This is a genomic window from Microbacterium sp. Nx66, from assembly GCF_904066215.1.
In the GTDB taxonomy this organism is placed as follows: Bacteria; Actinomycetota; Actinomycetes; order Actinomycetales; family Microbacteriaceae; genus Microbacterium; species Microbacterium meiriae.
Genome location: NZ_LR880474.1, coordinates 1,023,836 through 1,036,601 on the forward strand (window position 1 = coordinate 1,023,836; position 12,766 = coordinate 1,036,601).

The following is a 12,766-nucleotide window of genomic DNA, read 5'->3' on the forward strand; positions in this document are numbered from 1 at the left end:
CCGGACGCGAGAGGGGTGTCATGGCGGCGCTGGACGAGACGGATCGCGCGATCCTCGCGGAGCTGCGGCGGGATGCGCGGGCGTCCATGACCGCGATCGCCGAGGCGGTGCACATCTCCCGGGCGGGGGCGCATGCGCGGATCAAGCGCCTCACCGACGCCGGGGTGATCACGGGATACACCGTGCGCACCGACCCCGTGCTGCTGGGGCATCACGCGAGTGCCTATGTCACGCTCGCGATCGAGCAGGCCACCTGGCAGGAGGTGAGCGCGCGGCTCCGGGCGATCCCGGAGATCGAGCACATGGCGCTCGTCGGCGGCGACTTCGACGTGCTGCTGCTCGTGCGCGCGAACGACGCCCGCGACCTGCGCCGCATCGTGCTGGAGGACATCCAGGCGATCCCGTCGATCCGCTCGACGCGGACGATCCTGATCTTCGAGGACTCCGACCGGGCGTGACGTTCTCTCCCGCGGTCGAGGGTACGGGGCTCTCCCTGGGGTGCGGCGGGCGCCGGTGAGTGCGGGGGTTTCGGCGGCGGCGGGCGGTGTGGATGCTGCGGTGCTGGGGAATGTCGATCGCGGGTCTCCGTGGATGCAGGAAGAGTCCCTCGCGCGTATCGGAATATCGCGCTGAACGGGGATTATCGGGCCTCGCAATGTCGGTGGCCCTCTGTTGAATCGTCGTATGGAAAGCACCCCGGCAGCGATTCTCGACGACACGCTCGTCGCTCTCGACGCCGTGTTGCGATCCGGCACGGTGGGCGCTCTCGACGCGCGGGAGATGATGGACCTGCTGCGGGTCGCGGGCGAGATCCAGCGACGCGTGGAGGCTGTGATCGTGGACGCGGTGGCGAGCGCCGATCCGCGTCCGGCAGGGTCCGGGGAACCGGCGTTCTGCGGACGGTTCGGCTGCCGCTCGATGAACGAGCTGCTGCAGCGTGTGCTCCGCACCGACGGCGCGTCCGCCGCGCGCCTCGTGAAGAGCGCGCGGTTGGTGCGGCGCGAGGTCGACCTCTCCTCCGGGGAGTGGCTGCCGGCGCGGTGGCCGGCGCTGCGCGAGGCCCTCCTCGACGGGGCGATCGGGGTGACCGGGTTGCTGGCCGCGACCGGGCCGATCGAGCAGGCCGGCCCTCGCGTGCGCCTCGCCGACCGCTGGGAGGCCGACGCGTATCTGGCGGAGGTCGCGCGGGGCGAGGAGAGTTGCGAGGGCGCCGAGAACAGTGATGATGACGAGAACGAGACCGGGCCGGCACCGACGCCCGAGGACCTGAGGGTGCGGGCGCAGATGATCGTGCAGTACCTCGATCCGGACGGCGCGGAGCCTGCGGAAGACATCGCGCTGCGGGCCCGGGGCGTCGTGCTGGGCCGCGCCAAGGACGGCGTGATCCCGGTCAGGGGCGCGCTGCTGCCCGAGGTCGCGGGGCAGCTGCAACGGATCTGGGACGCGTATCTGAACCCGAAGATCGACGGTCCGCCGCTTCCCGGCGTCCACTTCGTGCCGTCGGAAGTGCGTGACGACGCTGCTGGGGAGCAACAGGCACCGGTCTCCCCGGATGACGATGTGCTTCCGTCCGGTGACGTCGGCGGGATGGTCGACGGGCGCACACGCGCACAGAAGCAGCACGACGCGCTCGCGGCGGCCCTGGGGATCGCGGCCCGGCACGACGACATGCCGCGGCTGGGCGGTGCCGCCCCGACACTCGTGGTCACGGTCGCCGCCGAGGACTATGCCACGGGGCACGGCTGGACGCGGGTCGAGGGCGTCGAGACGCCGGTGTCGACGCGGGTGGCCGCGCACACGGCGTGCGGAGGGACAGTCCAGCGCGTGGTGCTCGGTGCCGGAGGAAGGATCGTCGGGCTCGGGTCGAGCGACCGGATCTTCACCCCCGCGCAGCGCCGGGCGATCGGCGTGCGGGACGGCGAGTGTCTGATCCCCGGCTGTCACGTCCCGGCCGCCTGGTGCGAGATCCACCACGTCACGGAGCACGCTCGCGGGGGTCCGACCCACACCGACAACGGCGTCGCGCTGTGCTGGCACCATCACCGCACGTTGGACACCTCGGGCTGGCAGATCCGCATGCGAGGGGGAGTGCCGCAGGTGCGAGGGCCGGCCTGGTGGGATCCGAGACGACGATGGCGCACGCCGCGCCCGGCTCTTCCCGGCTCCCCGGACCGGACGGGGGCCCGATTCGCTCACGCGGGACCGGTCCGCGGACGCATCCTTCGCGCGGGGACATCTCCGGCGCGCTCCGCGACAAGTGCGGCGGGAAGGGCCGACCGAGAATGAGAAGAAGACCGGCGTCCGCGCCGTGACCCGCTCGAAGGAGAGACACCGATGTCCGATTCCGCCGTTCCCGTAGCCGTCGACTCCGGATCCACCGATTCTGCGGCGTCCGCCGCCGCGGCGCTGCTCGACCGTATCCAGCCCCCGCGCGGCGAGGGTCGCGAGATCCCCGATGCCGCGACGCGGGAGGTCATCGGACGCGCGCCCGTGGCCACGGTCGCGGACCTCGACGATGCCATCGCCCGCGCGAAGGCCGCGCAGCCCGCGTGGGAGGCGCTGGGACACGAGAGGCGGAGCGCACTCCTCCTGGCCGCGGCCGACGCCATCGACGCGAACGCCGAAGGGCTCGCCTACCTTCTGTCGCGGGAGCAGGGGAAGCCGCTGAACGGCCCCAACGCGCGGTTCGAGCTCGGCGCCTGCTCGGCCTGGCTGCGCACCAACGCCACCACGGTCCTCGAGCCGCAGGTGCTCGTCGACGACGAGACGCTGCACGCAGAGCTCGTCTACAAGGCCGCCGGCGTGGTCGGGGCCATCGGGCCGTGGAACTGGCCGCTCATGATCACGATCTGGCAGATCGGCCCGTCGCTGCGCATGGGCAACACGGTCGTCGCGAAGCCCAGCGAGTACACGCCGCTGAGCGTGCTGGCGATGCTCACCGTGATGAACGATGTGCTGCCCGCCGACGTCCTCATCGGGGTCTCCGGAGACCGTGAGGTGGGTGCCCGCCTCGCCTCGCACCCCGACATCGCCAAGATCATGTTCACCGGCTCCACCGCGACCGGGCGTCGCATCATCGAGAGCTCCGCGGGCAACCTCGCCCGCCTCACGCTGGAGCTGGGCGGCAACGACGCGGGCATCGTGCTCCCCGGCACGGATCCGTCGGCCATCGCGGAAGACCTCTTCTGGGGTGCGTTCATCAACACCGGACAGACCTGCGCCGCCATGAAGCGCCTCTACGTGCACGACTCCGTGTACGACGAGGTCGTGGACGCTCTCGCCGCGATCGCCGAGCAGGTGCCGATGGGCAACGGCCTCGACGAGGCCAACGTGCTCGGACCGCTGCAGAACCGCCCGCAGTTCGACATCGTCAGCCGCCTCGTCGACGACGCGAAGAGCCGCGGCGCCCGGATCGTCACGGGTGGCGAGCCGGCATCCGACCTCGGCGAGCTGTTCTACCGGCCGACCATCGTCGCCGACATCGACAACGATGCGGCGCTCGTCCAGGAGGAGCAGTTCGGCCCGGCCCTCCCCGTCATCCGGTACAGCGACGTCGACGAGGCCTTCGCGCTGGCGAACGCCCTCGATGTGGGCCTCGGAGCCTCGGTATGGGCGAGCGACCCGGAGGAGGCCCGCGCCGTCGCCGCGCGTATGCAGTCCGGCACGGTGTGGATCAACTCGCACGGCGGGCTGCATCCGATGGTGCCGTTCGGCGGGGTGAAGAGCTCGGGTTACGGGCTGGAGTTCGGCGTCGAGGGGCTCAAGTCCGTCGCGGTCACCCAGGTCGTCTCCGGACCCGCCCGGAAGGCCTGAGCGTGGCCGCGACGAACAGCGGCGCGGTGCGCTCCGCGATCGTCGTCGGAGCCGGTACGTCGGGCGCCATCGTCGCGCGGCGTCTCACCGACGCCGGTGTCGCGGTGACGCTCGTCGAGGCGGGTGGTTACGACACGAACCCGGCCATCCACGACCCCTCGCGGGCGGGCGAGCTCTGGCACTCCGCTGAGGACTGGGACTTCTTCACCGTGCCGCAGCCGCACGCGGCCGGTCGTCGTCTGCATCTGCCTCGCGGGAAGGTCACCGGCGGTTCGCACGCGCTGAACGCCATGATCTGGGTGCGCGGCGCGGCCTCCGACTACGACGCGTGGGAGGCGGCAGGGGCGACCGGATGGGGGTGGGCCGAGGTCGAGCCGATCTACGACGCGATCGAGAACGACCTGCTGCCCGTGACCGACGACTACGCGCTCTCGCCCATCCAGGCCTCGATCATCGACGCCGCGGTCGAAGAGGGGCTGCCGCGCAACCCGAACTACAACGGCGGCACGCTCGACGGGGTGTCGCAGGAGCAGGTCACGATCAGGGACGGCCGCCGCGTCAACACCTGGACCGCCTATGCGCAGCCCGTCGCCGACCGGATGACGATCCTCACCGGACGCGCCGTCCATTCCGTGATCGTGCGCGACGGGCGCGCGGTCGGCATCCGGCTCGGGGAGGGCGATGACACCGAGGAGGTGTTCGCGGACGAGGTCATCCTCTCCGCGGGAGCACTCGGCACGCCCGTCATCCTGCTCCGCTCGGGCATCGGTCCCGCTGCCGAGCTGAGTGCCCTCGGCATCCCCGTCGTGCTCGATGCCCCCGCCGTCGGCAAGAATCTGCACGACCACCTCCTGTCACCCGTGATCTTCGCGACCGAGAAGAAGCCCGTCGGCCCGCCGCAGCCGGGAGTGTCCGTCACGCAGAGCCACCTGTTCTGGCGCAGCCGCGACGGCCTCGCGCAGCCGGACACGCAGCCCATCCACTTCTCCGTGCCCATGTGGGGCGAGCTGGAGCCGCGCGGCACCGACGGGTTCACGCTCATGGCGGGCCTGGTGACGCCGCACAGCCGCGGCGAACTGCGCCTCACCGGCCCCGGCGTCGACGACCTGCCGCACATCGACCTGGCGGCGCTGGAGGATCAGCGCGACGCCGACGCCCTCGCGGCCTCCGTGCGCCAGTGCCGCCGCATCGGCACGCAGCCTGCGCTCGCCGAGGAGTGGGGAGCGGTCGAGGTCTACCCCGGCCTGGACGTGGCGGACGACGACGTGGAGGAGTGGGTGCGCCGCACGGCCATCACCTATCACCACCAGGTCGGCACCTGCCGCATGGGCTCCGACCCGGAGTCCGTGGTCGACCCGCAGCTCCGGGTGCGCGGGATCGAGGGGCTCCGGGTGATCGACGCCTCGGTCATGCCGACCGTGCCCACCGGCAACACCAACGCGCCCGCGGCCATGATCGGCGAACGCGGCGCGCGGTTCATCCTCGCGGACTGAGGGAGGGCGGCGAGGGGACGCGGGGCGATCACGGCATCTGTCGCGATCGCCTCGCGCTCCTGCGCGTCAGCGCGTGAGCAGCGTCACGGCCACGAGCGCGAGGGCGACGATCCCGAACCCGGTCGCGAACACCGTCAGCGCGAGCGGGAGACCGCCGCCCGGCAGCGGGCCGCGCGCCCGCGCGGTGAGCACCGCGGTCGTCCGACGCTGCCGACGGCGCGCGGCGATCCAGAGCAGTGCCGCCGTGCCGACGCCCAGCACGCCCGGCACGAGGCCCCACCCCTCGGCGCCGCTCGGCAGCACGAGAGGGAAGACCCGCAGCGACAGCAGCGAGCCGACCGCGATCGCGAGGGCCGTGCGCCGCCAGGCCAGCTCCGTCCGCTCCGGCTGCAGCCCGGGGTCGTACAGATCGGGGGCAGGGGTGGCGGGCACCGGAGTATCGGGGGCGGTCATCGGCAGGCCTCGCTCAGCGCCACAGCACCCCGGCGAGGACGAGCAACCCCGTCGTCACCACGACCACCGCGAGCACCACCGCCGACAGCGCGCCGGGCAGCGGTCGTCCCTGCCGGAGGGCGCGCTCCGCCCGCATCCACTCGAACCACGCGAGCGGCGCCACGGCCGTGCCGGCGATCATCAGCAGCAGCGAGGCCGCCAGCCGGAACCCGGGGTGCAGGTCGAGGCCGAGGACCTCGAGAGCGACGCCGCCCGCGATCAGCGCCAGGCCGGTCCGGGTCCAGGCCAGGAACGTGCGTTCGTTGGCGAGGGAGAACCGGGGGTCGGGCTCGTCCCCGACCCGATAGACGGAGGCGGGGAAGCGGCGCATGCGCCCATCGTACGGCGCGGCGCGGTCAGCGCTCGTGCACCGGGCGCCCGGCGAACCACGTCGAGACGACCTCGGTGTGCACGATCTCCTCCGCCGGTCCGCCGATCGCATCCCGTTCCAGGATCACGAAGTCGGCCGACTTGCCGGGAGTCAGAGACCCGGTCTCGGCGCCGAGCCCCATCGCCGTCGCGGCGTTGATCGTGAAGACCTCCAGCGCCTCCTCGGCCGAGATCGCCTGCTCCGGCCAGAGCGTGCCCGCGGCCCGACCGAGCGGATCGGCGCGTGTCACGAGCCCCTGCAGGCCCTCGAGCGTGTTCGGCGACTCGCTCACCGGCCAGTCCGAGCCGCCGGCCACGAGGGCCCCGGCGTCGAGGAGTGCGCGGTTGGGCTGCGAGTGCTCGGCACGCTCTCCCAGCACGTCCGCCAGCGCCTGGGGGATGACGCCCGGGTACCAGATGAACGGGGAGATGTCGGCGGAGACGTCCAGCGCCGCGAGTCGGGGGATGTCGCTCTCCGCGAGGAACTGCCCGTGCGCGATCTGCACCGGCGTCGTGAAGCCCTCCGCGCGCAGGCGCTCGGCGGCGTCCAGGACGAGGCGTGCCGACCCGTCGCCGGTGCAGTGCACCTTGGCCCCGAGACCGCGGGCGGCGACGGCCCGCAGCCAGTCGGTGAGCTCGTCGAGGGTCATGGTCGTCTCGCCGTGGAAGTGCGCCCCGTGCACCGGATCCGCCGGATACGGGTCGAGGAACGAGGCGGTGCGGGCGGGCGGGACGCCGTCGAGGAAGATCTTCACGAAGTCGGGACGGTGGTGCGGCGTGCGGAACTCCTCGCCGCGGTCGAGCAGGGGAGCGCCGATGGGGTCGAACCCGAAGATCTCGTCGTTGATGAGGAGCGAGGAGACCACCCAGGCGTGCAGCTCGTCGGCGCGGTCGAGTCCGGCGAGCGCGGCGAGGATGTCGACGGAGACCCCCGCGTCCTGGAACGCCGTGATCCCGAACGAGTTCAGCAGCTCGATCCCGCGACGGGAGGCGGCCGCGTGCTGCTCCGCGGTGAGTCCGCCGCTGCGGTCGTACGCCTCCTGCACCGGGATGCCGGCGGCTTCCAGGAGTACGCCGGTGGGGGTGCCGTCGTCGGGGTCGAGCAGCGTCACCCCGGAGGTCGGGATGCTGTCCGCCGTGATGCCGGCCAGCTCCAGCGCCCGGGTGCTGGCCCACCGGTTGTGGCGGGAGTCCTCCATGAGCGCCACCGGCCGTCCGCCCGCTGCCTCGTCGAGACGCAACCGCGTGGCGGTGTTGGCGAGGGTGGGAAGCAGGGTCGTGGCCACGGCGCCGCCGACGATCCAGGCGTCCTCGGGCAGGGTCTGTGCCTTCTCCCGCACCCGGTCCAGGATCTCGTCGAGCGTGAGCGAGGGGGCGAGCGACAGCTCGAAGAGCTCGGTCCGTCCGGCGAGCGCGTGGTGGTTGTGCACGTCGACGAACCCGGGGTAGACCGCCGCGTCGCCGACCTCGACCAGCCGCGTGCGACGGCCGCGGAACGCCTCCACGTCGGCGCGGTCGCCGACGGCGAGGATCCGTCCGTCTCGTACGGCGAAGGCCTCGGCACGCGGACGGGCGCGGTCCGACGTGCGGATCACGGAACCGGTGACGATGAGGTCGGCGACGTCGGTCATGTCAGGCATCTCCGAAGGTCGCGGGCTCGAGCGACGGCGTGTGGTGGGTGGTCGACAGCAGGCGGCCGTGTGCGCCGAACGTGAAGTGCGTCGGCACCTCACCGCTCTCGTCCAGTCCGAACAGCACGCCGTGGGAGCGGATCGCGTTCACGTCGCGGTGGTCGGCGATCGTCACCGAGGCGCACGGGATCACCTTCTCGCGCCACGCGAAGATGTAGATCCCGGGGCGCACCTCCCACACGCTGTTCTCGTCGGTGTCGGCGAGCCCGCGCTCCGGACCGGCCAGGCACTGCCACGAGTACCAGCGCGGGGAGAGGTAGACGTGCTCGTAGGCGTGCTCCTCGCTGTAGACCCACTCGACGCGGCGGCCGATGAGCGTGGTCGTGGGGGCGGCCTCGGCACCGGTGACCGCGGCGCCCTCGATGGTGCCGGGGGCGAAGTGGTGCTGCACCCGGGTGCGGCCCTGCTCGGGCGCGGGGAGGATCTCGGAGATCACCGCGAGGGAGCGTCCGTGCCGCAGATCGAGCACGAGCGAGACCGCCTCGTTCGGGAGGTAGCGGTGGTGGAACTGCACGAAGTAGAGCTCGTCGTCGACCTCGAACGCCTCGTAGTCGTCGGTGTCGGACGCGGCCTCCGTGGGGTCCTCGGCGGCGGGCTGGTACTCCCAGGCGACCGTCGAGTCGTCGAAGCGGTGGACGATGCGGGTGCCGCGGGCGTCGACGACAGCGATCTCGCGACCGCTGAGCGCGGTGCTGTGCGGGGCCTTGTTGGCGTCGAAACCGGGCGCGAGGCCTTCCAGTGGCAGCCAGGTGGAGGTGTCGGCGGGGTTGAGGGTCGTCATGGGGATTCCTTCCTTCGGGGAACGGGGTCGGCGCGGGCGTCAGCGGTCGCTGAACCGCTCCAGGTCGGTGGCGAGGCCGTCGTAGACGGCGGGCTTGGCGCGGCGGAGGTAGGCGGCGTAGACGATGCCGCCGATCAGCGCGAGCACGAGCAGGAGCGGCATCAGGCGGATCGCGAGCTCCTCGGAGCCGGCCACGATGTTGAAGTTCACGATCGCCAGGATCGAGATGGCCGCGATGCCGAGGAAGCCGATGCCCGGCGCGATGAACGTGCTCCACCACCGCGGGTCGTTCCGGCGCCGGAAGTACACGACGATCGAGATCGCCGCGAGCCCCTGCAGGATCAGCACGCTGAGGGTGCCGAAGCCGAGCATCGCGGGCACGAGCGTGACGATGGGGTCGGCGCCGGCGAGGGCGAACAGGATCGCCACGATCGCCGCGAAGCCGGCCTGCACGATGCCCGCGAGCTGCGGGGCACCGTTCGGGCGGGTGCGGGCGAGGGCCTGGGGGAGGATCTTCGCGCGACCCAGCGAGTACAGGTAGCGGGTGGCCGAGTTGTGGAACGCGAGCATCGCCGCGAACAGGCTCACCAGGAGCAGCACCATCATCACGGTCGTGAGCGGACCGCCCAGGTACTGCTGCGAGAGCGAGAAGATGAGGTCGCCCGTGGGCAGGTGCTCCAGCGCCGTGGCCTGCGCCTGTGCGACGCCGGTCGCGCTCACCACGGCCCAGGTCGTGACGCCGAGGATCACGCCGATCGCGATGATCGAGGTGTAGGTCGCCCGCGGGATCGTGCGCAGCGGCTGCTTGGCCTCCTCGCTGAAGAGCGCAGTGGCCTCGAACCCGAGGAAGCCGGTCGCCGCGAGCAGCAGGCCGATGGGCAGCGAGCCGGAGAACACGGCCTCCGGGCTGAACGCGGCGACGTCGTAGCCGGTCTGCACGAGCACCGAGATGTCGAAAACGACGAGCATGAGCACCTCGAGCACGAGGCACACGCCGAGGATCTTCGAGCTGAAGTCGACGCCGATCCGCGCGAGGACGAAGCACACGACGATCGACAGCAGGCCCCAGACGAGCCAGTGCACGTCGAGACCGGTGAGGTCGCGGATGATCGTCTGCATGAAGAAGCCGCTGGTGCCGATCGTGCCGACGACGAAGAAGTTGTAGCCGAGCGTCGCGATGAGGCCCGCGACGAGTCCGCCGGTGCGGCCGAGGCCCTTCACGACGAAGGCGTAGAAGCCTCCCGCGTTCACGAGCTGCTTCGACATCTGGGCGTAGCCGATCGCGAACAGCAGCAGGATGGCCGCGACGAGGAAGAACGACATCGGGGTGCCGCCGCCGTTGCCCAGGGCGATGGCGAGGGAGGCGACGACGACGATCCCGGTCAGCGGCGCGACGGCGGCCAGGACGAGGAAGACGATGCCGGCGACGCCGAGGGCGCCGGGGCGGAGGGAGGTGTGGTGCGGCGTCGTGGGTGCGGAGGTCTGCTCTGCCACGTCGGCTCCTTTGCTCGGGTGACGGCCGTGCGGACACGGCATCGACGACGAGGGGAATCGTCGATAGAGCGAGTCTGCTCGCCGCCTCGATCCGGCGCTTGACCGTGAGCGAAGGACGATGGTGCCACCGCGCACACCCCGCCGGTGGGCGTGCGGCCCCTTCGCCCCGCGGAGCAGGATGACCGGGACGACACCGCTGTCTCGTCGGCGCCGCGCGGCGCCGGGCCGCGGTCGGAGGACGCGATGGACCTGCAGCTCGACGGCACGACGGCCCTCGTCACGGGGGCCGCCAGCGGCATCGGCCGTGCCGTCGTCCGGGCGCTCGCCGCCGAGGGGGTGCGGGTCGCGCTGCTCGACCGGGACGCGGCTGCGCTCCGGGACGCCGCCGCGGTCGCCGGCGCCGATCCGGTGCTGCTCGCCGCCGACGTCACGGACGAACAGCAGGTGGCCGCCGCGGTCGACGCCGGCGTCCGCGCGATGGGAGGTCTCGATGCGGTGGTCTGCTGCGCCGGGATCTCGGGCCCGGTCGGGACGCCGATCGAGGAGACCGCACTGGAGGAGTGGAACCGCGTCCTCGCCGTCAACGTCACCGGCGCGTTCCTCGTGCTCAAGCACGCGATCCCGGCGCTCCGGGAGTCCGCCGCGGGGTCCGTCGTGCTGCTCGCGAGCGACTCGGCCGTCGTGGCCTCGCCGGGCATGGCTCCCTACGCCGCATCGAAGGCGGCGCTCGTGCAGTTCGGGCGGGCGCTCTCGGTCGACCTCGCCGGCACCGGGGTGCGGGTGAACGCGGTGGCACCGTCCATCGTCGACACTCCGATGAGCCGCGGGGATCTCGGTTCGGAGGCCTTCGCCGACCCCGCCTTCCCCGTGCAGAGCGCCGACGAGGTCGCCGGGCACGTGGCGTACCTCCTCTCCCCGCGGAGCCGGACCGTGAACGGCACCACCCTCCTCAGCGACTTCGGGTACACCGCCCGGTCGGGATTCCCCGCCTGACGCGACCGCGTCCGGCCCCACAGCGCACGCGCGCAGAACACACAGGAGCACACATGGCAACCGTGGTCGGATCAAGCGTCTCCGGACGCGTCGTCGTCATCACCGGAGGCGGCACGGGCATCGGCGCAGCGGTCGCGGAGCGGTTCGCGGCCGAGGGGGCGCACGTCGTCGTGGTGGGCCGCAGGCCGGAGCCGCTGCACGAGGTCGAGCGCGCGGTCGGAGCCCTGCCCGTCGTCGCCGATGCGGCGGACACCGCGTCGGCGCAGGCCGCGATCGCCGAGATCCTCGCGCGGTTCGGCCGGATCGACGTCCTCGTCGCGAACGCCGGGGGACACGGGTTCTCGCCGGTCGCCGAGACCGACGACGCGAGCTGGGACGCGGCGATCCGCGCCAACCTCACCACCGCGTTCGTGATGGCACGCGAGGCGCTGCCGGCGCTGATCGAGGCCAAGGGGCAGGTGGTGATCGTCTCGTCGCTGGCCGGACTCTTCGCGGGGCCGTCGGTGGCCGGATACACGGTCGGCAAGCACGCGCTCATCGGCCTCACGCGGACGCTCGCGCGCGACTACGGGCGCCACGGCGTCCGCGTCAACGCGATCTGCCCCGGGTGGGTGCAGACGCCGATGGCCGACGAGGAGATGGACGAGTTCGCCGCGCATGCCGGCCTCGGCTCCCGCGAGGAGGGGTACGCGACGGTCACCGCCGATGTGCCGCTGCGCCGCCCCGCGCGGCCCGCCGAGATCGCCTCGGTCGTCCGCTTCCTCGGGTCGGGGGAGTCGTCGTACGTCACCGGCGCCGTGATCGTGGCGGACGGCGGGTCGCACGTGGTCGACGTGCCGACCATCGCCTTCGACCACGCCGGGATGTAGCGCGGGTCAGGGTCGAGCGGCGGCTGTCGCGCCTCAGTCGATGCGGAGCTCGAAGCCGTCCTCGGTCGCGACCACGGCGACGTGCGTGAGGTCGTCGACGTGCGCGGTCGGGGCGTGGGCTGCGGCGTGCGGGCCGATGCCGATCACGCGCATGCCCGCGGCGTGGGCGGCCTGGATCCCGGCGCCGGAGTCCTCGAACACGACGCAGTCCGCGGGGTCGATGCCGAGCGTGCGGGCGGCGAGGAGGAAGCCCTCCGGATCGGGCTTCGAGGCGGAGACGTTCTCCGCCGTGACGGCGAGCTCGGGGACCGTGAGCCCGGCCTGGCCCATCCGCGCGGTCATGAGGGCGACGTTGGCCGAGGTGACCACGGCGTGCGGGAACGGCTGCAGCGCGGCGAGCAGGTCCTCGGCACCCGGGATGCCGATCACACCGTCCACGTCGGAGGCCTCGGTCGCGAGCATGACCTCGTTCTCGCGGAGGTTGATCGCGTGGTCGCGCTCGGGGAGCAGGATCGCCATGCTCTGATGTCCCTGCCGCCCGTGGACAGTGCGGAGCACGGTCTCCGGATCGATCCCGTGCGGCTCCGCCCAGGCGAGCCAGAGGCGCTCCACGACGGCGGTCGAGTCGACGAGGGTCCCGTCCATGTCGAGGAGGGCGGCGCGGGCGTGGAGGATCTCGGTCACTCCCTCAGGCTAACCCCCACGCCGCCGACCCACCCCCTTTCGCGCGCCCCGGCCCCCTGCGCACGTACGCACGGGGCCGGGAGGAAC

General features: G+C 72.4%; 12 protein-coding genes. 6 read left to right on the forward strand and 6 right to left on the reverse strand.

Annotated features, from left to right (window positions below):
• Window positions 1-20: 20 nt before the first annotated feature.
• The 4 genes from MICNX66_RS04805 (at window position 21) to MICNX66_RS04820 (ending at window position 5,306) form a co-directional block, all read left to right on the forward strand.
• Window positions 21-458: an Lrp/AsnC family transcriptional regulator gene (locus MICNX66_RS04805; RefSeq protein WP_187663516.1), complete on the forward strand. Its 438-nt coding sequence runs from the start codon at window positions 21-23 to the stop codon at window positions 456-458.
• A 226-nt stretch (window positions 459-684) separates the two neighbouring features.
• Complete coding sequence (locus tag MICNX66_RS04810) at window positions 685-2,286, forward strand: HNH endonuclease signature motif containing protein (RefSeq protein WP_187663517.1); 1,602 nt, start codon at window positions 685-687, stop codon at window positions 2,284-2,286.
• A gap of 48 nt (window positions 2,287-2,334) precedes the next feature.
• The gene (locus MICNX66_RS04815) at window positions 2,335-3,813 is read left to right on the forward strand and encodes an aldehyde dehydrogenase family protein (protein ID WP_232089192.1); all 1,479 of its coding nucleotides are present in this window, start codon (window positions 2,335-2,337) and stop codon (window positions 3,811-3,813) included.
• A 26-nt stretch (window positions 3,814-3,839) separates the two neighbouring features.
• Window positions 3,840-5,306 carry a GMC family oxidoreductase gene (locus tag MICNX66_RS04820; RefSeq protein WP_442922898.1) on the forward strand — a complete coding sequence of 489 codons (1,467 nt, stop codon included), beginning with the start codon at window positions 3,840-3,842 and terminating at the stop codon, window positions 5,304-5,306.
• A gap of 66 nt (window positions 5,307-5,372) precedes the next feature.
• Here the strand turns inward: MICNX66_RS04820 and MICNX66_RS04825 are convergent, their stop codons facing one another.
• Genes MICNX66_RS04825 through MICNX66_RS04845 form a run of 5 tightly spaced genes read right to left on the reverse strand, consistent with a single transcriptional unit; the run spans window position 5,373 to window position 10,133 of the window.
• On the reverse strand, window positions 5,373-5,759 hold the full coding sequence (locus tag MICNX66_RS04825; protein ID WP_232089193.1) for a DUF202 domain-containing protein: 387 nt from the start codon (window positions 5,757-5,759) through the stop codon (window positions 5,373-5,375).
• 13 nt (window positions 5,760-5,772) lie between these two features.
• Complete coding sequence (locus tag MICNX66_RS04830) at window positions 5,773-6,129, reverse strand: YidH family protein (protein WP_025103854.1); 357 nt, start codon at window positions 6,127-6,129, stop codon at window positions 5,773-5,775.
• Between the two features lie 25 nt (window positions 6,130-6,154).
• On the reverse strand, window positions 6,155-7,798 hold the full coding sequence (locus tag MICNX66_RS04835) for an amidohydrolase (RefSeq protein ID WP_187663519.1): 1,644 nt from the start codon (window positions 7,796-7,798) through the stop codon (window positions 6,155-6,157).
• A gap of 1 nt (window position 7,799) precedes the next feature.
• Window positions 7,800-8,639: a molybdenum cofactor biosynthesis F family protein gene (locus MICNX66_RS04840; protein WP_187663520.1), complete on the reverse strand. Its 840-nt coding sequence runs from the start codon at window positions 8,637-8,639 to the stop codon at window positions 7,800-7,802.
• A gap of 39 nt (window positions 8,640-8,678) precedes the next feature.
• Complete coding sequence (locus MICNX66_RS04845) at window positions 8,679-10,133, reverse strand: APC family permease (RefSeq protein ID WP_187663521.1); 1,455 nt, start codon at window positions 10,131-10,133, stop codon at window positions 8,679-8,681.
• Between the two features lie 243 nt (window positions 10,134-10,376).
• Here MICNX66_RS04845 and MICNX66_RS04850 point away from each other — a divergent pair, with 243 nt between their 5' ends.
• On the forward strand, window positions 10,377-11,126 hold the full coding sequence (locus MICNX66_RS04850; protein ID WP_187663522.1) for an SDR family NAD(P)-dependent oxidoreductase: 750 nt from the start codon (window positions 10,377-10,379) through the stop codon (window positions 11,124-11,126).
• Window positions 11,127-11,179: 53 nt separating this feature from the next.
• Entirely contained in the window at window positions 11,180-11,995 is an 816-nt protein-coding gene (locus MICNX66_RS04855) for an SDR family NAD(P)-dependent oxidoreductase (protein ID WP_187663523.1), read from the forward strand.
• A gap of 33 nt (window positions 11,996-12,028) precedes the next feature.
• Here the strand turns inward: MICNX66_RS04855 and MICNX66_RS04860 are convergent, their stop codons facing one another.
• Window positions 12,029-12,679 (reverse strand): HAD-IA family hydrolase, encoded by a 651-nt coding sequence (locus MICNX66_RS04860; protein ID WP_187663524.1) that lies wholly within the window; start codon window positions 12,677-12,679, stop codon window positions 12,029-12,031.
• Between the last annotated feature and the right edge of the window lie 87 nt (window positions 12,680-12,766).

What these genes read in the sequence shown, in the direction of transcription:
- MICNX66_RS04805 (WP_187663516.1), top strand. Translation starts at nt 21, where the DNA reads ATGGCGGCGCTGGACGAGACGGATCGCGCGATCCTCGCGGAGCTGCGG.
- MICNX66_RS04810 (WP_187663517.1), top strand. Translation starts at nt 685, where the DNA reads ATGGAAAGCACCCCGGCAGCGATTCTCGACGACACGCTCGTCGCTCTC.
- MICNX66_RS04815 (WP_232089192.1), top strand. Translation starts at nt 2,335, where the DNA reads ATGTCCGATTCCGCCGTTCCCGTAGCCGTCGACTCCGGATCCACCGAT.
- MICNX66_RS04825 (WP_232089193.1), bottom strand. Translation starts at nt 5,759, where the DNA reads ATGACCGCCCCCGATACTCCGGTGCCCGCCACCCCTGCCCCCGATCTG.
- MICNX66_RS04830 (WP_025103854.1), bottom strand. Translation starts at nt 6,129, where the DNA reads ATGCGCCGCTTCCCCGCCTCCGTCTATCGGGTCGGGGACGAGCCCGAC.
- MICNX66_RS04835 (WP_187663519.1), bottom strand. Translation starts at nt 7,798, where the DNA reads ATGACCGACGTCGCCGACCTCATCGTCACCGGTTCCGTGATCCGCACG.
- MICNX66_RS04840 (WP_187663520.1), bottom strand. Translation starts at nt 8,639, where the DNA reads ATGACGACCCTCAACCCCGCCGACACCTCCACCTGGCTGCCACTGGAA.
- MICNX66_RS04850 (WP_187663522.1), top strand. Translation starts at nt 10,377, where the DNA reads ATGGACCTGCAGCTCGACGGCACGACGGCCCTCGTCACGGGGGCCGCC.
- MICNX66_RS04855 (WP_187663523.1), top strand. Translation starts at nt 11,180, where the DNA reads ATGGCAACCGTGGTCGGATCAAGCGTCTCCGGACGCGTCGTCGTCATC.